The 21,998-nt window shown below is 50.6% G+C and carries 18 protein-coding genes, 1 tRNA gene, 1 pseudogene and 1 riboswitch; of the genes and pseudogenes, 16 read left to right on the forward strand and 4 right to left on the reverse strand.

Annotation, left to right across the window (positions count from 1 at the left end):
• From LZ11_RS13035 to LZ11_RS08295, 7 genes are all read left to right on the forward strand, one after another.
• Nucleotides 1-262, forward strand: a 262-nt coding sequence (locus LZ11_RS13035; protein ID WP_342782609.1) for a group II intron maturase-specific domain-containing protein, incomplete at its 5' end; no start/stop codon positions are given.
• 214 nt (nt 263-476) lie between these two features.
• The gene (gene gltS, locus LZ11_RS08270; protein WP_148867424.1) at nt 477-1,721 is read left to right on the forward strand and encodes a sodium/glutamate symporter; all 1,245 of its coding nucleotides are present in this window, start codon (nt 477-479) and stop codon (nt 1,719-1,721) included.
• Between the two features lie 29 nt (nt 1,722-1,750).
• Nucleotides 1,751-2,641 carry a glutamate formimidoyltransferase gene (ftcD, locus tag LZ11_RS08275; RefSeq protein WP_148867425.1) on the forward strand — a complete coding sequence of 297 codons (891 nt, stop codon included), beginning with the start codon at nt 1,751-1,753 and terminating at the stop codon, nt 2,639-2,641.
• Between the two features lie 23 nt (nt 2,642-2,664).
• Nucleotides 2,665-3,297, forward strand: a complete 633-nt coding sequence (locus LZ11_RS08280; RefSeq protein WP_148867426.1) for a cyclodeaminase/cyclohydrolase family protein — start codon at nt 2,665-2,667, stop codon at nt 3,295-3,297.
• Between the two features lie 59 nt (nt 3,298-3,356).
• A complete protein-coding gene (locus LZ11_RS08285; protein WP_148867427.1) occupies nt 3,357-3,698 on the forward strand; it encodes a PAS domain-containing protein in 342 nt (113 codons plus the stop codon).
• A 299-nt stretch (nt 3,699-3,997) separates the two neighbouring features.
• Nucleotides 3,998-4,169: riboswitch (cyclic di-AMP (ydaO/yuaA leader) on the forward strand.
• A 92-nt stretch (nt 4,170-4,261) separates the two neighbouring features.
• Nucleotides 4,262-5,395, forward strand: a complete 1,134-nt coding sequence (locus LZ11_RS08290; RefSeq protein WP_170240335.1) for an NAD/NADP-dependent octopine/nopaline dehydrogenase family protein — start codon at nt 4,262-4,264, stop codon at nt 5,393-5,395.
• Nucleotides 5,395-7,041 carry a cobalamin B12-binding domain-containing protein gene (locus tag LZ11_RS08295; RefSeq protein WP_148867428.1) on the forward strand — a complete coding sequence of 549 codons (1,647 nt, stop codon included), beginning with the start codon at nt 5,395-5,397 and terminating at the stop codon, nt 7,039-7,041. Before LZ11_RS08290 ends, LZ11_RS08295 begins: the two co-directional genes overlap by 1 nt.
• A gap of 38 nt (nt 7,042-7,079) precedes the next feature.
• Here LZ11_RS08295 and LZ11_RS08300 read toward each other — a convergent pair whose 3' ends face one another.
• Together LZ11_RS08300 and LZ11_RS08305 are read right to left on the reverse strand one after the other, a co-directional pair.
• Nucleotides 7,080-7,322 (reverse strand): YkoF family thiamine/hydroxymethylpyrimidine-binding protein, encoded by a 243-nt coding sequence (locus LZ11_RS08300; RefSeq protein WP_170240336.1) that lies wholly within the window; start codon nt 7,320-7,322, stop codon nt 7,080-7,082.
• Nucleotides 7,323-7,337: 15 nt separating this feature from the next.
• Nucleotides 7,338-7,526 carry an H-type small acid-soluble spore protein gene (locus LZ11_RS08305; protein WP_170240337.1) on the reverse strand — a complete coding sequence of 63 codons (189 nt, stop codon included), beginning with the start codon at nt 7,524-7,526 and terminating at the stop codon, nt 7,338-7,340.
• A gap of 136 nt (nt 7,527-7,662) precedes the next feature.
• Here LZ11_RS08305 and LZ11_RS08310 point away from each other — a divergent pair, with 136 nt between their 5' ends.
• A complete protein-coding gene (locus LZ11_RS08310; protein ID WP_170240338.1) occupies nt 7,663-8,445 on the forward strand; it encodes a prolipoprotein diacylglyceryl transferase in 783 nt (260 codons plus the stop codon).
• Nucleotides 8,446-8,452: 7 nt separating this feature from the next.
• Here LZ11_RS08310 and LZ11_RS08315 read toward each other — a convergent pair whose 3' ends face one another.
• Together LZ11_RS08315 and LZ11_RS08320 are read right to left on the reverse strand one after the other, a co-directional pair.
• Nucleotides 8,453-9,103, reverse strand: coding sequence for a lactate utilization protein (locus tag LZ11_RS08315; protein ID WP_148867432.1), 651 nt, complete (start codon nt 9,101-9,103; stop codon nt 8,453-8,455).
• Nucleotides 9,104-9,177: 74 nt separating this feature from the next.
• Nucleotides 9,178-9,255: transfer RNA gene (locus LZ11_RS08320), tRNA-Arg, on the reverse strand.
• A gap of 183 nt (nt 9,256-9,438) precedes the next feature.
• On the opposite strand from LZ11_RS08320, the gene LZ11_RS08325 reads away from it, so the two are divergent.
• The 8 genes and pseudogenes from LZ11_RS08325 (at nt 9,439) to LZ11_RS12900 (ending at nt 21,851) form a co-directional block, all read left to right on the forward strand.
• Entirely contained in the window at nt 9,439-10,011 is a 573-nt protein-coding gene (locus tag LZ11_RS08325) for a DUF2284 domain-containing protein (RefSeq protein WP_148867433.1), read from the forward strand.
• 25 nt (nt 10,012-10,036) lie between these two features.
• Nucleotides 10,037-11,449 (forward strand): stalk domain-containing protein, encoded by a 1,413-nt coding sequence (locus LZ11_RS08330; protein ID WP_148867434.1) that lies wholly within the window; start codon nt 10,037-10,039, stop codon nt 11,447-11,449.
• Between the two features lie 193 nt (nt 11,450-11,642).
• Nucleotides 11,643-12,461, forward strand: coding sequence for an Asp23/Gls24 family envelope stress response protein (locus tag LZ11_RS08335; RefSeq protein WP_148867435.1), 819 nt, complete (start codon nt 11,643-11,645; stop codon nt 12,459-12,461).
• Nucleotides 12,462-12,932: 471 nt separating this feature from the next.
• Nucleotides 12,933-13,991 carry an NADP-dependent isopropanol dehydrogenase gene (locus LZ11_RS08340; protein ID WP_148867436.1) on the forward strand — a complete coding sequence of 353 codons (1,059 nt, stop codon included), beginning with the start codon at nt 12,933-12,935 and terminating at the stop codon, nt 13,989-13,991.
• Nucleotides 13,992-14,460: 469 nt separating this feature from the next.
• Nucleotides 14,461-15,666 (forward strand): annotated as a pseudogene (locus LZ11_RS08345) (IS110 family RNA-guided transposase).
• A 247-nt stretch (nt 15,667-15,913) separates the two neighbouring features.
• On the forward strand, nt 15,914-16,441 hold the full coding sequence (nuoE, locus tag LZ11_RS08350; RefSeq protein ID WP_148867437.1) for an NADH-quinone oxidoreductase subunit NuoE: 528 nt from the start codon (nt 15,914-15,916) through the stop codon (nt 16,439-16,441).
• Between the two features lie 18 nt (nt 16,442-16,459).
• Nucleotides 16,460-18,211: an NADH-quinone oxidoreductase subunit NuoF gene (gene nuoF, locus LZ11_RS08355; RefSeq protein WP_148867438.1), complete on the forward strand. Its 1,752-nt coding sequence runs from the start codon at nt 16,460-16,462 to the stop codon at nt 18,209-18,211.
• Between the two features lie 19 nt (nt 18,212-18,230).
• Nucleotides 18,231-21,851 (forward strand): NAD(P)-binding protein, encoded by a 3,621-nt coding sequence (locus tag LZ11_RS12900; RefSeq protein WP_148867439.1) that lies wholly within the window; start codon nt 18,231-18,233, stop codon nt 21,849-21,851.
• The last annotated feature ends 147 nt before the right edge of the window (nt 21,852-21,998 follow it).

A 21,998-nucleotide genomic window follows, 5' to 3' on the forward strand; every position in this document is an offset into this window, starting at 1 on the left:
ATTCAAGGACCTGGAAGGCTGGATGCGGAGGAGGCTGCGTATGTGCCTCTGGAAGCAGTGGAAGCGGGTACGGACAAGATACCGCGAGCTGCGTGCACTGGGGCTACCAGAGTGGGCAGTAAATGAACTCGCCAACGCTCGTAAAGGGCCGTGGCGGATGGCCCACGGGCCAATGAATAGAGCCCTGGGCAACGCCTACTGGCAAACCCAGGGCCTGCTGAGCTTAACCGAACGCTACCAAACTCTTCGTCAAGCTTGGTGAACCGCCGGATGCGGACCCGCATGTCCGGTGGTGTGAGAGGACGGGGGTTAGCCGCCCCCTCCTACTCTATTTGGTATGAGATTTGCTTTTACTATATGTTAAAGTTTGAATGTAAATTTGTGATGGATGGAGGGGAGGACAAATGTTATGAACCGGATATATATTTAAAATATTGTTAGGACATGAAAATGCCTGATAAGAAGGGTGAGAGAACATGAGTTTTGAGATAGTTGAAGGTCTTCTGACGCTAAAATTAAGTCTGGTGGGTACTCTGGCCGTTGCAGTTCTTTTATTGATTTATGGAAATTGGATCCGAAAGATTTTTCCTTTCTTCACTAGATTCTGCATACCCGCTCCGGTAATAGGAGGTTTTAGTTTTTCGCTACTGGCGTGGCTTTTTAAGGAATTAGATATAATGGCTTTTAATCTGGATACGACATTACAGATGCCTTTAATGATAGCGTTTTTTACTACCGTGGGTCTTGGAGGCAGCCTGGGGCTTATAAAAAAAGGCGGGAGATTGCTGCTTGTATATCTGGTGGGATGCTGGGTACTGGCAATAATGCAAAATGTGGTGGGCGCCGCTACAGCGATGCTGACCGGAATCCATCCGGTTCTGGGCGTTATGGCCGGAGCGGTTTCACTGGAAGGCGGCATGGGGGCTGCGTCGGCTTTCGGCCCAACAGCTGAACAGATGGGTGTTCAGGGTGCGTTTGTTGTCGCTGTCGCCTCGGCGACTTATGGTTTGATTTCAGGGGGCCTCCTAGGCGGACCGGTGGCGAAATGGCTTATAGAGAAAAATCGCCTGGAGATAAAGACCGATGAAAGAGAAACCCCGTTATACGAAGAGGTTATTACGCAGGAGACGGGTAAAGAAAGATCCCTTGTCACCAGCAACAGCATGCTTTATATGATGGGATTATTGCTTGTTATCATGGTCCTCGGAGAATTAATAGCCGGATATATTAAAACCGCCACGGGTTTTGTACTTCCGGGTTATATCACCGCCATGTTTGTAGCGGTCGTATTCAGAAATATCAATGATTCGGTTAAATTTGTAAAGGTTCATGACGAATCCGTTAACCTTATCGCGGATGTATCTCTCGGGTTATTTCTATCGATGGCCATGATGTCGTTGAAGATATGGGAACTGGCTTCTCTGGCATTGCCGCTTATTATTATACTAGTGGTGCAGACCATATTTATATTGGCGTACTCCATTTACTTCATGTTTCCCTTGCTCGGCAGAGATTACGATGCCGCCGTTATATGTGCCGGTTTAGTAGGTCACGGCCTGGGAGCCACCCCGAATGCCATAGCCAACATGAATGCCGTATCGGAGAGATACGGGGTGGTTTCGCGAAAGGCGTTTTTGATTGTTCCCCTGTGCGGAGCGGTGCTTATTGACCTTGTGGGAATCCCCAATATTGTGTGGTTTATAAATTATTTTATTAAATAGTTAAAATTTGAAAAAAAGGAGTGTGCAAGTTGAAAAAAATAGTCGAGTGTGTTCCGAATATCAGCGAGGGCAGAAGGACGGAAGTTATTGAAACGATTGTTGACGAAGTCCGGAAAGTGGAAGGGGTGAAACTTCTGGATGTCAACCCTGATGAAAGCCACAACAGAACGGTCATCACTTTTGTCGGCGAGCCGGAAGCAGTAAAAAAGGCTGCTTTTGCCCTGTGCGCAAAAGCAGCGGAACTGATAGATATGGAAAAACATAAAGGCGAACATCCGCGCATCGGCGCTACCGACGTGATACCTTTTATACCCGTTAGCAATGTAACCATGGAAGAATGTGTGGAACTGGCGAACGAACTAGGGCAGGAAATTGCTGAAAAGCTGGGAATCCCCGTCTATATGTATGAGGAAGCAGCTAAAATTCCCGAGAGGAAAAGCCTGCCGAATATAAGAAAAGGAGAATATGAAGGATTAAAGCAGGAAATTACGAAACCCGAGAGAAGACCCGACTACGGTCCGCCGCGCATGCACCTTACCGCTGGTGCTACGGTTGTTGGTGCAAGGCAGTTCCTCATAGCGTATAATATAAATCTCGATACTGATGATGTGAAAATCGCCAAAAAAATTGCCAACAGCATAAGGGAAGCGAAGGGCGGTTATAAATATGTGCGGGCTATGGGCGTCATGATCGAAGGAAGGAATGTGGCGCAGGTAACAATAAATATGTTAAACTACACCGGCACGCCACTATTCAGGGTTTTTGAAACGGTAAAATCCGAAGCCGCGAGATACGGGGTAAACGTAATAGGAAGCGAAATCGTCGGTCTGGTGCCGGTACAGGCTTTGCTGGATGTGGCCGATTTTTACCTGCGGTTGGAAAACTTTGATAGAAAACAGGTGCTTGAATTAAATATTTAGCTTTTAAAAAGGGGCAGATAGACATGACTTTATCTGAGTTCAACATCAAAGACTTTGTATCTATACTGGCATCAAAAGAACCGGCCCCTGGGGGCGGCTCAGCGTCAGCCCTCGTGGGAGCCGTGGGAAGCGCACTTTCTTCCATGGTGGCAAATCTTACTCTGGGAAAGGAAAAATATAAAGACAAAGAACCCCTCATGCTGGAAATTTTGAAGGAAGGGAAAGAGCTTCAGGATTCGCTGATTTCGATGATTGATAAGGATACGGGGGCCTTTAACAGGGTGGCCGAAGTCTTTAAGATGCCGAAAGATACGGAAGAACAAAAAGCAGCAAGAAGTGAAGCCATGCAGAAAGCTTTAAAAGAGGCCACACTGGTGCCGTTTACAGTAATGGAAATGTGCATGTTTGCCTTAGAGCTTCACAATAAAGCCCTTGGCAACTCAAATACCTCCGCCGTTAGCGACCTGGGAGTCGGTGCATTATGCCTCAAAACTGCTCTCCAGGGCGCATGGCTCAATGTGAAGATAAACCTTAACGGCATCAAGGACGCCGGATTTGCGGCCGAAATTGAGGCGAGAGCCCGAAAGATGCTGGAGGAAGGGACAAAGATAGCGGACAATATTTACCGGAAAGTACTGGAGGAATTTATAAGATAAAAAAAGAATATATAATAGTATCTCACTTGAAAGGAAATCGGCGAAGAGAGGGGTTAAATATGGAAAAAAATTGGGCCCAAAAGCTCCCCGTTGCCGTTACCATATGTGACGCAGAGGGGAAAATACTCTACATGAATGAGAAAGCCTGCAAGACGTTCGAAAAAGACGGCGGCGCTGGACTCATCGGCAGGAACGTTCTGGATTGCCACCCCGAACCGGCCAGGAGTAAATTAAAATACATGCTTGAAACCCAAACCAAAAACTGCTATACGATCGAAAAAAATGGCATAAAAAAATTAATCTATCAAACGCCCTGGTACGATGAAAATAACAATTATGCAGGATTCGTTGAATTTTCCATAGAGATTCCGTTTGAAATGCCGCATTATATAAGAGCATAATAAGCGTCCCGCGTTAGGCGAGGGGGATGGGACGTTGCAGGGATAAATATGGCTTTACATTGGGACATCATGTAAGAATCTTTGAATACGGCAGGTAATGGCCTGTCTTTAGCCATAAGAAATCTTACTTCCAGGCCAGCCTTGAGCTATATATAAAGCCTCTGGAATTCCCTATCCGAATCACATCAACCTTAATAACCTCAAAGATTGATTCAATATATATTACATATATTATGCAAACCGGTTGACACGGGAATCTACATTTGATATAATATTTTGCACAATAAAAAAGGATGCTATAATCTTGAACGCTGAGTTCTTTCTATGGCCTACCCCATAGAAAGAAGCGGGGGACCCAACTTTTGGGGTGAATCTCCTTCATAATAGGGAATAAAACCCTATTATGAGGAGTAGGGTTACCTCTTCAACCCGAACCCGTCAGCTAACCTCGTAAGCGTGGAAAGAGGAGGTTTGTAGCATGAGGGTATTATTTGCCCGATCAAAGCTATGGTCCTCCATAGCTTTTATTTTGCCTTAAAAGCCGAAAGAAAGGGGGAATATCGATGATAAAGGGGCCGGAAGAGGTGCGTTACACCGTAATAGGGGCGGGTAACGGCGGCCTTGCCATGGCAGGATATTTGGGGTTGATGGGCTTTACGGTTAACCTTTACAACAGGTCCGAAGAAAAGATAAAGGACCTGATAAAAGACCCGAAAATACATTTGACCGGCGCCGTGGAAGGCGAGGGCAAGCTTTCCATGGTCACTACCGATATAAGAGAAACTATAGAGGGCTCGGATATCATAATGGTAACCACTCCCGCCACTGCCCATAGGGAGCTGGCGGAGCAGATGGCGCCTTACATTAAGGACAATCAGATTATCGTGTTAAACCCCGGCCGTACCTGCGGAGCGCTGGAAGTTTACGAGACGCTGCGAAAGTCAGGGTGCACGAAAAATGTGATAGTTGCCGAGGCGCAGACTTTCATATACGCCTGCAGGGCTACGGGTCCCACCAGTGCCAGGATATTCAGCGTGAAGAACGAAGTCAAGCTGGCGGCTATTCCGGCGGAGAAGACGGAGCTGGTCATAAGGCTTTTATCGGCCGCATATCCGCAGTTCAAACCCGCCAGGGACGTTATGGAGACCAGCCTCAACAATTTCGGTGCGATATTCCACCCTGCTCCTACGCTGCTGAACAGCGGACATATAGAAAGGGGCCAGACCTTTGAGTATTACCTGGAGGGAATAACCCCCAGTATAGGTCAGATGCTGGAAAGGCTCGATGCCGAAAGAATGAAGGTAGCAAGAGTTCTGGGTGTAAAGGCGATATCGGCTATGCAGTGGTTGGAGGATTCCTACGGCGCCTGCGGGAACTCCATATACGAAGCCATACAGAACAACCCCGCGTACAAGGGCCTTACGGCGCCGAAGGATCTTAAAACCCGGTACATTTACGAAGACGTGCCCTTTAGCCTAGTTCCCATTTCATCACTGGCCAAAAATCTGGGCATCGAGACCCCGGCTATAGATACGATAATTCGCCTTGCCAATATGATGACCGGAGTGAATTTCTGGGAACAGGGCAGGACCGTCGACAAGCTCGGGTTGGCGGGCCTGAGCCCGGCGGAAATCCACGAATTTGTCCAAAACGGTTACCTCGAGATTAAGCGTCCTGAAGAGGAGGTGGTGGCGTAATGAAAAGGATTCTTGGGGCGACCATCGGCAGCTGCGTACACGTGGCGGGTGTTATGAACTTCCTCTCACTGGCCGAACGGGAAGGATATGAGGTCGAGTTTTTAGGTGCGGCCGTTTCCATAGATGAATTAATCGCTGCGGTTAAGGAAAGAATGCCCGATTACGTGGGTGTAGGTTACCGGCTTACCCCGGAGCCCCTGAGGGAAGTGCTGAAGGAACTGAAGGAAAAAATTAAAGCCAATGGTCTTGATTCGGGGATTAAGTGGATTTTCGGAGGCACTGAACCCACAGCGAAGGTTGCGGAAGAAAGCGGCATTTTCACGAAGATTTTCAACGGCCTGGAGGATATAGACGAGGTTATCGGATTCCTTAAGGGTTACAGGCGTTCCGCCGAGGAGACTTACCCCGCGGACCTGATATCGCGCATTGAATCCAAGTACCCTTACCCGATCCTGAGACACCACCTGGGCTTGCCTTCATTGGAGGCGACGATAGAGGCCATCGAAAAGGTCGCGGAGGCAAAAGTACTTGACGTGATTTCCATAGCACCGGACCAGAACGCCCAGGAGTACTTCTTCGAGCAGGACAAAATGGACCGGAGGCTCGATGGAGCCGGGGGTGTGCCGGTCCGTTCCAGGGAGGACTTCCTTTCGCTTTACCGGGCCTCCCGCCGCGGAAATTACCCGCTGCTTCGCTGCTACAGCGGTACCAGCCATCTGATAGAGTTCGCCGAAATGCTGCAGGATACCATAAAAAACGCCTGGTGCGCCGTGCCGCTCTGCTGGTACAACGTGCTGGATAAGCGGGGGCCCAGACCTCTCAGGGATTCAATAAGGGAAAACCAGCAGGTGATGAAGTGGCACGGAGAAAGGGGCATTCCGGTGGAAGTGAACGAATCCCACCACTGGAGCCTCAGGGACGCCCACGATACCGTAGGCGTCGCCACCGCCTTTCTGGCAGCATACAATGCCAAAAAGATGGGTGTAAAGCACTACATTGCCCAGTACATGTTCAACGTGCCGCCGTCCCTTTCGCCGCGGATGGACCTGGCCAAGATGCTGGCAAAGATCGAGCTGATAGAATCGCTGCAGGATGAAAACTTCAGGGTTTACCGTCAGGCAAGGGCGGGCCTTGCCAGCTTCCCGGGGGATCTGGCCCAGGCGAAAGGGCAGCTGGCGTCGTCAGCGTATCTTGCTATGGCGATAAAGCCTCACATATACCACGTAGTTGGTTTCTGCGAGGCCCATCATGCAGCCACCGCCGAAGACATAATCGAGAGCTGCAGGATAGTGCGCGGCGTTATACGCAATGCCTTCCTGGGCCTTCCGGACATGGTAAACGATCCGGTGGTTCAGGAGCGCAAAAAGCAGCTCATAGAAGAGGCCATGATCACTCTGGAAGCCATAAAACAGCTTAATTCGGGGGTGGAAGATCCCTGGACCGATCCGGATACCATTGCAAGAGCTATCGAATTGGGCATCCTGGACGCACCGCACCTGAAGGGCAACCCGGCGGCCTGCGGCAAACTGGTCACCAGGCTGGTGGACGGAGCCCTTTACGCCTATGACCCCGAGGAAAACAGGGTACTTACCGAAAAGGAAAGGATTGAGAAAATTTTAAAGAGGGTCGAGATGACCGTAAGCTGAATTAAAAAACCGGCCTTTAGCGAGGCCGGCTTTTACTTTTAGGATTTCTGAGAGTTCGAAATGGTTACCACCATGGACAGCTCTTTTGCCCGGGTGGAAGCCGTGTCGTAGAGGGTGCGTATACACTCCCATACTTTCTCGGGGGACCCGGTTATATATGTGCTTATGGTTCCCACCTGGCAGGTGACGCCCATATCCTTAATGGACGCCAGTGCCTGATTTACGACCTGATCGGAGTTCTGTGTCTCCAGGGGATAAATGGATACCTCGCAGCTGATCAATATATCACCTCCCGTTTAATGTAAATTCTCGCCTTCTGTCAGCTCCTCCACGGGAACGCTGGTTCGAATTTTTTCGCTGAGGATTTCTACGTCAGCGGTGTTATCCTCGGGCTTGAGCCCTTTAATCCAGACCAGCTTTCCCTTATAAAAAACCTCGTAAGTATCGGATGAATTCAGGATTTCCTGCGCACGCTGAAAATCCATAAAAAAAACCCCTTTCATTTTGCTCCTAAAATTAGGATTTGCTCCAGCTTAAATCTATATACAAGAAGACGGTTTTGGTGATAAAATAAAAATAAACCTGCAGCGCCGCAGGAAAATAAAAGGAGGATAATCTGAAATTATGCTGATCGACGTAAGCCCGTATGCTTTTAAAATAGGCTCCATCGCGGTTCACTGGTACGGAATATTCATGGCTGTTTCGTTTCTGGTGGGTTCATATTACCTTTACACTATGGGCAGGAAGCTGCGCCTGGACGAGGATTTCCTTCTGAACCTGGCAATGATCGTCATAATATCAGGGGTTATAGGAGCACGCCTTATGTTCGTGCTCACCAATTATCCCGAATGGTTTCTAAAGGATCCGGTTCAGGTGGTAAAGATATGGGAAGGGGGACTTTCCTGGCACGGCGCCCTTCTCGGCGGGTTTCTCGCAGGATGGCCCTACTGCCGAAGGCACGGCGTTAATCCCAACATCATAGCCGACTGGACGGTGCTGGGGCTTTCCTTCGGTTATATAATAGTCAGGATAGGGAATATCTTCAACCAGGAGGTTCTGGGCCGCATGACCGAATTTTCCTTCGGCAGGTGGCCGGCGCAGCTCATCGGCTCGTTTATCGGCCTGGTGCTTTTAATAAGATTCCTGTACCTCCAGACCAAAAATTTGCCGCCCGGATACCAGTTCTGGTCCTTTATATGGTACCATCAAATACTCAGAGCTCTCATCGAAGAGACGGTAAGGGACAATCCTCTTTTCCTGGTCCATTACGTGAACGACCGTTGGGGCATAGGTTTTTTCACCCTAACCCAGCTCATCACGCCCTTCGTGGTGGCTTTCGCCTATTACATGTATAAATCCACCGGCGGTTACGGCTACGGTGGATACAGGCGGGGATGGTATTGAGCCGCCGTTAAAATCCCAGGTCCTCGTTTACCACCAGCACGTGGATGTCGGTGAGTCTTGGCTTGCGCTCAAGGATGGTGGTGATGCGGCAAATGCGGTCTGGAGAATCGCAGTCCGCGCAAAAGCCGGTCCTGGCGCACGGTGTTTCGCACTGGAGGCGTTTTGCATTGGTAGGGGCGGCATACATCTTGATGCGCCTCAGTGCTTCCTCCGTGTCGCTGACTAACTTGTTGCGGCCGGCCACAACGATAACCTTTTTAGGACCGAAAAACATGGAAGCAGCGCGGTTGCCGGTACCATCGGTGTTGACAAGACAACCCGTCAGGGTGAGAGCGTTAGTGCCCGTCAAAAAAAGGTCGCAGGTAAGCTGCCGGCGCATTACAGCCAGTCTTTCTTCCGGGGAAAGGCCGGGTGCTCCGTGAATGAGTAATTCTTTCCCCATTTCCCTCAAGGTGTCGGCTATTTTTAAGTCTGTCACCGACATGGAACCGCCGAAACCTATAGTGGAGGCCTCCCCTGCTTCTTTAATTATATAATCGACGGCCTCCTGTTTTGTCTTGCAGTAGACGGCGGTAAAACCCCTCTTTTTCAGAGATTCCACTGCTTTCTGGCACTTTTGTTCATGAGTCCAGCTCAAAAGATCCTGTGTAAAACTCATATGTAAAACCCCCTCCAGCTCTATTTGTTAAATTAAATCAGAGCGGCTGTAGCCGCCTTCGCTTAAAAAAATAATGGTGCGCCTAGGAGGATTCGAACCCCCGCAAAACCCGGCTCCGGAGGCCGGTGCTCTATCCCCTGAGCTATAGGCGCACGCTGAAAGTTTATTTTCGCTTTTTAAGCCACCTCCACTAAAGGTGACTTCACGCATTTAATTATAACATACGGGGGCGCATAAAACAATAACGAATATTACATTTTTGTAACAGGGTAGACTGTGGATAACATGTCTGGTATTATTTAAGGTGGGAAAGGTTTATCCTCGCGAGGTGAGCTATGGATCTATTGAGAAAATTCAAAGATGCCGAAAAACTCCTGGAATTTGCCCTGAGCTGCGAGGGCGTCTCTGAAGCCAAACTGATCGCTGTCCGCGATGTGGTGGTGGACGAGCGGGTGAGGTTCCAGTGCAGTCATTCGGGCTGCAGGGAATACGGAAAGAGATTTATGTGCCCTCCTCATGTACCCGGCGTCGACGAATTCCAAAAAGTGCTTTCGAATTACATTATGGCTCTGCTCCTCCAGGTGCAGGGTTCTGCAGAAGGGGAAGGTGCGGATCAGGAGGCGACCAGACTTGCCCTGCTTTTACACGATGCCGTGTACCGGACGGAAAAACGAGCTTTTTCGTTAGGGTTTGCCTTTGCGGCGGGCCTGACAGGAGGCCCCTGCAGGCTGTGTGCGGAATGTTCTATAGTGAAAAATCCCAGCGCTTCCTGCGTGAAAAGAGATAGGGCAAGGCCGCCCATGGAAGCCATGGGGATAGACGTTTTTAAGACCTGCAAAAACGCCGGTCTGGAGATGGCCTTTACTCCGGGAAAGGTGATCTGGACGGGGATGGTGCTGTTAGACTGAAAAAAGGGGGGTTTACAATAAAGAGATGTTGAAACGCAGGTTTGCCGTATCCGTTTTACTAGTTGCGATCATGTTAACGATTATCACACCTTTGCCCGCCAGTGCGGCGGCTTCCATCAGAGTTATGCTGAACGGCCAGGATTTGAAATTCGATGTTACACCCGTCTTGAAGAACAACCGGGTTCTGGTCCCTTTCAGGCTTTTAAGTGAAAATTTGGGCGCTGGCGTTCACTGGGACGGCAGGACAAAAACGGTCACCGCTCACAGGGGTGAAACCCGGGTGGTCCTCAGGGTGGGGAGTTCGACCGCTTACGTAAATGAGAAACCCGTTAAGCTGGATGTGCCGGCTATGCTGATACAGGGGCGCACCCTGGTACCGCTCCGGTTTTACAGCGAGGCTTTCGGGGCGGCTGTGCACTGGGACGGCAAGCAGAATACGGTGTTTATAAAGACAGCTGACAAGCTGAGCAAATACATACTGGGGTATTATTATTCACAGTCCTACGACGACTTCATGAACAATGTGGACAAGCTGTCTTCAATAGCTGCCAAATGGTACACCTTGGACAGCAATTGTAACCTGACAAGCCGTGACAACTCCCGGTGGATAATGAAACCCGAAGGGTACGACTCCGTCCTCCGGACCGCCAGAGAAAGGGGAGTGAAGGTCCACGCCCTGGTGTTCGAAAGCGACCGGGCCCGGCTGCAGCAGGCTCTGGCCACTGCAGAAAAAAGGAGTGCGCTGGTCAGCCAGATCATAGCGGAAGTGGAGAAGGAAAATTACGACGGGGTCAACATTGACTTCGAGTATCTCAGACTGGAGGATAAAGAAAATTACAACGAATTCATAAAGCAGCTTTACACAACCCTAAAATCGAAGAAAAAGACTCTGAGCCTGTCGTTGCCAGCCAAGACCGAGAAGAAGGACTGGTGGCCGGGCTACGACTACGAGACTCTGGGCAAATACAGCGATTACGTGGTGCTGATGGCCTACGACAAAAACCCGGCTTCCCCGGGACCCCAGGCAGGGATAGACTGGGTGGAAGAGATCGTGGACTACGCTCTGGCCAGGATACCCGCCGGAAAGATAGTGCTGGGGATAGGTTACTACGGTTATGCCTGGTCGGGGAGCGAAAAATACACCGTGCTGGAAGCAAAAAACGGGATGACTTACAGCAAAATATGGTTCCTGGACGAGCTTACTCAGAAGCACGGCCTGAAGCTGACCATAGATAGTGCTTCCCTGATGGCCTACGGCAGCTTTACCGATGAAAAAGGCAAGACCTATCAGATATGGATGGAGAGCCGGGAATCCGTAGATGCTAAGTCCAGGCTGGCTATAAAGAAAGGGCTTAAAGGCATAGCCGTATGGAGGCTTGGGTATACCACACCTTCCTTCTGGCAGGCGGTGAACGATAGTTTCATAGCAGCGAAATAATCTTTTCCGGAATCGACCCCTGTGAGCATCCGCTCCCGGGGGTTTTTGTGTGAATACAAATTATGATAAAAAATTAACAAACTCTGCGAAACTGAAGAAAACTTAAAGAATATTGGTACCATTACATCTTTATAGTCACGTATTGTTATGGTAGTATAAAACTATGAGCATATTTCGTTCAGGAGTTGATAGTTTGAAAGTAATCGCTCTCGTGGGTAAAAGCGGCACCGGCAAAAGCCACAAGGCCCACATAGTAGCCAGGCAGTACGGTGCAGAGCTTATAATCGACGACGGGCTTTTGATACACGGCAACCGGGTGGTGGCCGGATTTTCGGCCAAAAGGGAGGAGACCATGATCGGTGCAATCCGGCGTGCTATCTTTCAGGATCCGGCCCACGCCAGGGAAGTGAGGGACAAGCTGGCCGAGGTCAATGCCGGTAAGGTCCTGGTAATCGGCACTTCGGAAAAAATGGTCCGCGCCATATGCAGGGCTCTGGAACTGCCCGCGCCGGAAACGGTGGTGCACATAGAGGATGTGTCCACCCCGAAGGAGATAGAAAGAGCCCAGCGGATTAGGAAATTGGATGGCAAACACGTTATCCCTGTACCTACACTGGAAATAAAAAAATATTTTTCGGGTTACCTGCTGGATCCGCTTAAGATCTTCTACCGGCGCGGAAAACAGGAGATCATAACGGAAAAGTCGGTAGTCAGGCCCAATTACAGCTATCTGGGACGGTACACCATAGCCGACACGGTCGTCAGCCAGATAGCCCTTTACTCCGCCCGAAGCGTCGGAGGCGTAGGCCCGGGGGGCAGGGCGATAATCGAAAACCACGGGACGGGCGTGGCGATCGTGCTGGAGCTTTCGGTGGAGTACGGGGTGCCGCTCGTGCCGCTGCTGGAAAAGGTGCAGGCGGAAGTGGCCAAGCAGGTGGAACACATGACGGCCCTCAACGTTTTAAGGGTCGACGTTACCGCGAAAAGGCTTTACTTTAAGAAGGAAAAATAGATTGGTTGTAGAATATGTCAATTCTTTTAAAAATGTTATCTAAAAATGGGCCAAAACGTATTTAATTATTGTACGAAAATGTCACTTTGCCCCCAAACCTAATGTTTTAAAGGGGAAAATGGTCCATCCTCCGATAATATCCACAAAATTTAAGAATGAATTTATAGAGATTTCCGGAAGATAATGGAGCTCGGGAAGTTATAAGAAAGCACCGTCACCAAGTGAAACAGTTTCATGTAAACGATTTTGGAATAATCAAGGATGTCGACAGGGAGTTTGATTTATGAATAGAAAAATTAGTAAAAAAATTTGTAGAAAAGAAGCAATAAGATAATATTTTAAAGAAATTTTTGAATATTACATATTAAAAGGATGGACCACCAGCAATGGAAGGGAGTGAGAGGCTAAGACTAAAGTTTAACGGTTTGCTTTCCGTTGTTTTTATAATATTACAAGAAAGGGTGTTTTTATATGAAGGGGTTTGCAATGCTTAAAATCGGTCATATTGGATGGATAGAAAAAGAGAAACCAAAAGCCGGCCCTTATGATGCCATCGTAAGGCCGCTGGCAGTAGCGCCATGTACTTCTGATATTCACACTGTGTTCGAAGGAGCTATCGGCGAAAGACATAACATGATTTTGGGCCATGAAGCCGTAGGTGAAGTGGTGGAAGTGGGCTCCGAGGTCAGGGACTTTAAGCCCGGCGACCGGGTGGTTGTACCGGCTATTACGCCCGACTGGAGGACCCTAGATGTCCAACGGGGATTCCACCAGCACTCGGGCGGTATGCTTAACGGTTGGAAGTTCTCAAATATAAAAGACGGAGTCTTTGCTGAATATTTTCATGTAAACGATGCCGATATGAACCTGGCTCACCTCCCTGAAGAAATACCATTAGAAAAGGCTGTTATGATTCCCGATATGATGACAACCGGATTCCACGGGGTTGAACTCGCAGAAATTGGGCTCGGCGATACGGTGGCAGTTATAGGTATCGGCCCTGTGGGACTCATGGCAGTAGCCGGGGCAAGGTTACGGGGTGCAGCTAGGATTATTGCCGTAGGCAGCAGGCCAGCATTGGTCGAAGCTGCCAAGTATTACGGGGCCACGGACATAGTAAATTATAAACACGGCGACATTGTAGAGCAAATAATGAAACTCACCGGCAACAAAGGCGTCGATGCAGTCATCATTGCCGGCGCCAAGACCGAAGCCCTCTCACAGGCTGTAAAGATGGTAAAGCCGGGGGGAACAGTCGCCAACGTGAATTATTTCGGTGAAGGAGAGATATTGCCTGTTGGCAGGCTGGATTGGGGATGCGGAATGGCTCATAAATTTATAAAGGGTGGCCTTTGTCCGGGCGGTCGATTGAGAATGGAAAAGCTTATCGACTTAGTAAGATACAACAGAATAGATCCTGGCAAGATGGCAACCCATATATTCCGCGGCTTTGACAATATAGAAAAAGCTCTTTTGATGATGAAAGAAAAACAAAGCGACCTTATAAAACCGGTTGTAATAGTTGAGTAGCTGGAACAAAGAGGTTTGAATGAGCCCTTTTTATTTAAAATATAGGTTTTCCCCTTCATCTTTAGCTCTTTTTAAAAAGAGGTGGTGCAAATTTCAGAATCAATGGTAATATTATATTGGGCCATTTCTCATCCCTCCAGTTAGGTTTTTGGGTTTGTTCAATTTAATTCTAACCGGAGGTGTGAGGGTGGCTCAACCCTTTTTTAAAACTCCCTTATCTGTTAAAGTAATTTATAGCAAGAAGGAAGAATCCTTCATGCTATCGTAAATTAAAATTAGAAAACGAATTTTTTTTGGGGAAAGACCATAAACTCCCGGTCAGTTCGACTGCTTTAAAAAGAGTCGTCTTTCCCGAAATAATGCTATGGCCAGTCACGGTAGATAGAGGGGTCGTGCTTCGAGCACCGCTGTTAGATAAGGCTGACCGCAAGGCTGTAGTCTTAATCTCTAAATCAAGGAGGCTTTGAAATTGCTTTACGTAGGCATTGATTGGGCTGATACTCAACATCGCGTATTCATCATTGACTCCCAAGGGTATGAAAAGGCTAATTTCACTATACCTCATACCAGAGAAGGCTTAGAATATCTAAAGAAAAAACTACTTAAATTAGTTCAAAACCCTCAGTCAATAGCCTGTATCATAGAAACCAAGCATGGACTTCTAATCCAATTCTTGCTGGAAGCCGGGTTTGCCGTATATCCTGTTAATCCCAAGGCCTTTGATCGTCGCCGTAAGCCTTCCGGCTCCAAAAGCGACCCCCTGGATGCTCGTATCTTGGCAGAATTGGGCACAACGGATATTAACCGCTTGCGCAAACTTGAGCCAGACTCCGAGCTGATTCAGGAGCTAAAAGCTTTAACTCGTGACCAGGATACTTTAATTCGGGAATCTACTCGCTTAACCAACCGCTTGATTTCTTGCTTGAAAGAATATTTCCCCGTAGCCCTCGAGCTTTTTTCCAGGCCAACTTTGCCCGTTGCTCTGGATTTCTTAAAGCTCTACCCTACATTGGAAGCAGCACAACAAGCTTCTGTACTGGAATTGGCGGCTTTCTTAAAATCTCATAAACACCCAAAACCTAATCAGACAGCTATAACAATCTATCAAAAGCTACATTCTCCTCAGCTGAAAGCAAGTCCTGTAGTTACCAGAACTAAAGCCCGCCTGATGCTGGCTATACTTTCTCAGCTCGAACCGCTCCTCGAGCAAATCAAAGAGTATGACAGGGAGATAGAGCGCCTTTTTAATCTCCACTTCGACAGCAAGTTATTCGCCAGTTTGCCTGGAGCGGGTTCGCGGCTGGCTCCAAGACTGCTGGCGGAGTGGTGAGACGATAGAGAACGCTTTCTGCATGCTTCTGTAGTCCAAGCAGTGGCTGGAACTTCCCCCGTGCTTTACCAAAGCGGCAAATACAGCTTCGCTAAACAGCGAAAATCTTGTGTCAAACCTTTCCGCAATGCTATGCACCAATTTGCTTATCAAAAAGTACGGTGGGTTGTTTGGCCTCGTGAATATTACGATAAAAAGCGTTCCGAAGGCAAGTCTCACCATGAAGCCATCCGGGCTTTAGCTAATATTTGGGTAAGAATTATCTTAGCAATGTGGAAAAACTTTAAACCTTATGATGAGGCAATTTTTCTTGCAGCCAGGACAAAGCATGGTTTAGCTGCTTGAAAGTTACAGTCTTTTAAAGCATTGCTTTTTAAGTAAAGAATAAGCTTAGAATGAATTTACCATCATTTACATAAAAAGGTTCATTTTATGTTTTTATCAAAAAAGTTTATATTCTATCTTGACATAGAGGGTCTTTTTACACAATATCATAAAATAACCACACGATTGGTTAAAGATTATTTTTTATGTTGTATATTGTGTTATAATTCTTATAGATCAGTAATTAAAATGAAAGGGTGAAAATTAGATGTTTTGCTGCATCGGTGAAGAACACGGAATAGAAAAAAATTTTCCCGATGAAGAGGTGGACCTTGCGGTTTTGGAGCCGGTTTTGAAGGAGTACCGCGGTATTCCCGGCAGCCTGATCACTGTGCTGCAGAAAGCCCAGGATGTATACGGGTATCTGCCCAGAAGGGCCCTATACCATATCGCCAGGGAAATCGGTGTAAAACCCGCCAAAGTGTTCGGAGTGGCCACCTTTTATGCCCAGTTCAGGTTAAAGCCCGTAGGCAAACACCTCATAATGGTCTGCCATGGCACGGCCTGCCACGTTAACGGGGCGGAACTAATAACCAGCGCCCTGTGCGATGAACTGAATATAAAGGATGGGGAGACTACCGCCGACGGGCTTTTTACCCTTCAAAACGTAGCGTGCCTGGGTTGCTGCAGTCTGGCCCCGGTCATGATGATCGACGGGGAAGCGTACGGCAAACTCACGCCCGATAAGGCCAGGGACGTGATAAGGGATATCTATAGACGAGAGACGGGGAAATAAAAACTGGAGGTGTAGAAAGTGAAAGTAGTCGTTGGCCTTGGAAGCTGCGGAATAGCCGCAGGGGGAAACAAGGTACTAGAGGCTATCCAGGACGAAGTGAGAAGCAGGGGGATTTCTGTTGATGTACAAAAGGCCGGATGTATTGGGATGTGCTACCTGGAGCCCATTATCGACGTAGTAGACGACGAGGGCAACAGGACCACTTACGTCAGGGTAACTCCGGAAATTGTAAAGGAAATTTTCGACAATCACATCGAAAAAGGAAAGGTGCTGAGCGAGTACACAATCGCGGAGGATGACCGGTCTTACATCGACGGCCAGATGAGAATCGCATTGAGGAACTGCGGGGTGATTGACCCCGAATCGATAGACGAGTACATCGAAAGGGATGGCTACAGAGCCCTGGAAAAAGTGCTTAAGGAGATGACTCCGGAGCAGGTCATCGAAGAAATGAAGATATCAGGCCTCCGGGGCAGGGGCGGCGCCGGCTTCCCCACCTGGTTCAAGTGGAACGCTGCCAGGAGCGCCCAGGGGTCTCCCAAGTATGTGGTGTGCAACGCCGACGAAGGGGACCCGGGAGCCTTCATGGACAGGAGCGTGCTGGAGGGCGACCCCCACTCGGTGCTGGAAGGCATGGCCATCGCCGGCTATGCTATCGGGGCGGAACAGGGGTTTATCTATGTCAGGGCTGAATACCCGCTCGCCATAAAGAGACTTGAAATAGCCATTGAGCAGGCCCGACAAAAGGGCTTCCTCGGCAAAGATATAATGGGCGCCGGCTTTTGTTTCGACGTAAAAATAAAGGCCGGGGCGGGGGCCTTCGTGTGCGGCGAGGAAACCGCCCTCATCGCGTCGCTGGAAGGAGAAAGGGGAATGCCCAGGCTTAAACCGCCGTTCCCCGCCCAGAAGGGGTATATGGGCAAACCCACCAATATCAACAACGTGGAGACCTTCGCCAACGTACCGTGGATTATACTGAAGGGCGGCAAAGCCTTTGCGGCCATAGGGACCGAAAAGAGCAAGGGCACGAAGGTGTTTGCCCTGGCGGGCAAGGTGAAAAAGGGCGGCCTTGTGGAAGTGCCCATGGGCTTATCGCTGAAAGATGTCATCTTCAAGATAGGCGGCGGGATAAAGAACGATAAGAAGATAAAAGCCGTCCAGCTGGGCGGGCCGTCGGGCGGCTGCATACCCGAGTCCCTGCTGGACACCCCGGTGGACTACGAGTCTATCGTGAAGACCGGAGCCATTATGGGCTCGGGCGGTATGATAGTTATGGACGAGACCACCTGTATGGTGGATATGGCAAGATTTTTCCTGGATTTCACTCGGAAGGAGTCCTGCGGTAAGTGCACCCACTGCCGCCTCGGCACCAAGAGGATGCTGGAGATCCTGGAAAGGATTTGCGAGGGCAGGGGTGAGGAGTCGGATCTGGAGCTGCTGGAGGAGCTGGCCGTGAACGTGAAAGGAGGCTCTCTGTGCGGCCTCGGCCAGACGGCACCTAACCCCGTACTCACCACCCTCAGGTACTTCAGAGACGAGTACGAGGCGCATATAAAGGATAAAAAGTGCCCGGCGAAACAGTGTAAGGCCCTCATCGCTTACAGGATAGATGCAGAAAAATGCAGGAGCTGCGGCCTCTGCGCGCGCAAGTGTCCGGTAAACACTATAAGGGGTTCGAAGGGGCAGCCTTACGAGATCATCCGGGAAAACTGCACCAAGTGCGGTACGTGTCTAGAGGTCTGCCGCTTCGGCGCGGTCGCAGTAGAATAAAGATAATGGAGGGGGAAACATGGAGGAAATAAGGCTGAATATAAACGGACGCGAAGTCAGAGGGTTAAAAGGGCAGACCATCCTCGAAGTTGCCAGGGAAAACGGGATAGACATTCCCACCCTGTGCTACGACGAGAGAGTTAAGATATACGGTTCCTGCGGTCTGTGCCTGGTGGAGGTCGAGGGCGCTCCCAAGCTGCTCCGGGCCTGCGCCACCGAGATTTCCAACGGTATGGTGGTCTACACCGATACGAAGAAAGTACGGGCATCCAGAAAAGTGGCCCTGGAACTCCTGCTGTCCAACCACACCGGCGACTGCCGCCCGCCCTGCCGCCAGGCGTGTCCCGCCCATACCGACTGTCAGGGATACGTGGGGCTCATAGCCAACGGCCAGTACCGCGAGGCCGTTAAGCTGATTAAGGAACAGCTGCCGCTTCCCGCAAGCATAGGGAGGATCTGTCCACACCCGTGCGAGGATGCCTGCAGGAGGCGGCTGGTGGAGGAGCCCATCGCCATCGCCTGGCTCAAAAGGTTCGTGGGTGATGTGGACCTGGCGTCGGAATATCCCTATATGCCTGAAATAAAGCCCCCGACCGGCAAATCCGTGGCGGTGGTCGGCGGCGGCCCGGCAGGGCTGAGCGCCGCGTACTACCTTGCAAAAGAAGGCCACAGGGTTGTGGTCTACGAAGCTATGGAAAAACCCGGCGGCATGCTGAGATACGGCATACCCCAGTACCGCCTTCCTAAAGAGGTGTTGGACAGGGAAATAGACCTGATCAAGAAAATGGGCGTCGAGTTTATAACCGGCTGCAGAGTAGGCAGGGACGTGACTTCAGACTACCTGAGGTCCAGCTTTGATGCTGTATTTCTAGCAATCGGCGCGTGGAGGAGCTCCAGGATAGGCTGTCCCGGCGAGGATCTGGACGGCGTAATGGGAGGCATCGACTTTTTAAGGGCTGTGGCAAAGGGCGAGCCGGTGAATATGGGCCGCAGGGTCGCGGTGGTGGGCGGCGGCAACACCGCCATGGACGCATGCCGCACTGCGGTTCGCCTGGGGGCCGAAGAAGTGTACGTGCTGTACAGACGCACGAGAAACGAGATGCCTGCCAACGAAGTTGAAATAAAAGAGGCCGAGGAAGAGGGCGTGAAGTTTGTCTTCCTCGTGGCCCCGATAGAGATCATGGGCAGGGACGGCAGGGTTGCCGCTGTGAGGCTGCAGAAGATGAGGCTGGGAGAACCCGACGCCACCGGCAGGAGAAAGCCGGAACCTATCCCCGGCGAGGAGGAGATACTGGAGGTTGATACGGTTATAGCTGCAATAGGGCAGGAGGTAAACCCCGAAGGCCTGGAAGGCGTCGACCTCACCAGAAAGAGGACCATTTCCGCCGACGAAGGCACGTTTGCCACCAGTATACCGGGGGTATTCGCCGGCGGCGACGCCGTCAACGAAGGCCCCGGGATAGCCATCGAGGCCGTGGCCGACGGCAAGAAAGCCGCGGAAGTGATTATGAGCCATCTGGAAGGAAACGTCATCCCGTACAGGGAGCCCTATGTAGTGAAGCGCGATGACCTGACCGAAGCCGATTTCGCCGACAGGGAAAGGATTCCCCGGGCCCCCATGCCTCACATGTCTCCCGAAGAGAGGAAGACCAACTTCAGGGAATTCGTACTGGGCTACAGCGAGGAAGACGCAAAGAAAGAAGCCATGCGCTGCCTGGAGTGCGGCTGCAAGGACTTCTTCGAGTGTAAACTCATAAAATACGCCAACGAGTACGGAGTAAACCCCGAAAAGCTCGAAGGTGAAGTAAACAGGTACGAATACCGGGAAGATCATCCGTTTATCGTAAGAGATCCTAATAAGTGCATCCTGTGCGGGCTGTGCGTGAGGGTGTGCGACGAGGTCATTGGTATTACCGCCCTGGGATTTGTGAACAGGGGGTTCGACACGGTTATAAGGCCCGAGTTCGAGCTGCCCTTAAAGGACAGTTCCTGTATATCCTGCGGCCAGTGCGTGGCCGTATGCCCCACGGGAGCACTGCAGGAAAAGCCGCCGGTGGCAAAGCCCGTGCCGGTGGCAACGGAGAAAAAGCATACGGTATGCTCCTTCTGCGGCGTCGGCTGCAGCATAAAGCTGGATATAAGGGGAGATATGATTCTGAGAGCGCTTCCCGACAGGGAGAGCCCTGTGGACGCCGGACACCTGTGCGTGAAGGGTCGCTTCGGGTTCAGCGCGATTACCGCCGGAGAAAGGCTGACATCACCGCTGGTTAGGGAGAACGGGAAATTTGCTGAGACTGCCTGGGAAGAAGCCCTGCTCTATGCCGGCAGGAAGGCCCAAGGGATCAGGGCTATGAACGGCGGGGAAAGTCTGGCGGTATTCGTATCGCCCGGGCTCACCAACGAGGAGATTTTTATGGCGGTGGAGTTTGCAAGAAAGGGTCTGGGTACACCCCATGTGGCTTCCTTCGGCAATTCCCCCGGCGGCCTGAAGGATATCCTGGGCTGCGATGCGTCCACCAATTCGCTGGAAGAGCTGACTTCCACCGATCTGTTGCTGCTGATCGGATGTCGGGTGATGGAGGATTACGCCGTAGCGGGGTTGAAGATAAGAGAGGCGTTGAAGAGGGGGACTCAACTGGTCGTCATAAACCCCGAACCTTCCATCACCGACGAGTGGGCCCACAGAGTAGTAAGGCCGGAAAACAGCGTGGACTTCCTTAAAGCCCTGCTGAAGGGTCTTATTGAGGAAGGCTTTACATCCGGTGCGGCAAGAGCCGAGGGGTTCGAGGAACTGAAGGCCTCCCTGGCCGACACTGCGGTGCCCGACGATATCAGGGAAATAGCGCGCCTCTACGGCCGGGCTAGGAACGCCATGGTTGTTTTCGACCACGAGAGGCTTACTCGCGACGCCGAAAGGCTTATAGCTTCCATAGCCGTCGTAACGGGCCACATTGGAAGGCCCCGCAACGGTATCATTATGCTCAGGGCGAAGAGCAACGCCCAGGGCCTCGTGGACATGGGAGTGACGGCGGACGCCGGAGAGATTCTGAAGCTCATCGAACAGGGCAGGATAAAAGGAGCGTTTATTTTCGGTGAAGATCCGGCCGGTTCTGACGCCGCCGTAACCGGCATACTGGAGAAACTGGAATTCCTGGCGGTCCAGGACCTGTTCCTCACCGACACTGCCCGCCTGGCGGATGTAGTGTTGCCGGCAGCGGCCTTTTCCGAGTCCCGGGGCTCCTACACCAGTGCCGAGCGCAGGGTGCAGTGGTTTGAGAGGGCCCTGCCGGCCGTTACGGGCCGCGAGAACTGGCAGGTGATACAGGACCTGGCCAGCGCCACCGGATGTGCTTTCAGCTTCAAATCGCCGGAGGAGGCGCTGGATGCGATCTCACGGCAGATACCCGAGTACCGGGGAATAAAAAAGCCGGCATTAACGAGGTGCGGCATATTCTGGCCTGCGGGGACGAAAGATGCCTTCGGCACGCCGGTGCTATACAGGGAAGGTTTTAATTTCGAAGGTGGCAGGGCGAAATTGGCCGTGTCCGCCGGGGGACCCGCGTTCAGGTGCATGGGTCCGACCGATGTCGTCGAGAGGGCCTTTGCCCGGAAAATGAGGGAGACCGGTATAGCGAGGTAATATGTAAGATAATTGAGAGCCCGCATCTTTAAGATGCGGGCTCTTAATTAGCAATTGCAAACCCGGCTGAATATACTATTTTGTGCGAATATCTTCCCGCTCCCGTTAATATTTTATATCAACGGCCGCTATAACTTTTGTAGAAAT

It is taken from the genome of Thermosediminibacter litoriperuensis (assembly GCF_008124715.1).
Lineage (GTDB): Bacteria > Bacillota > Thermosediminibacteria > Thermosediminibacterales > Thermosediminibacteraceae > Thermosediminibacter > Thermosediminibacter litoriperuensis.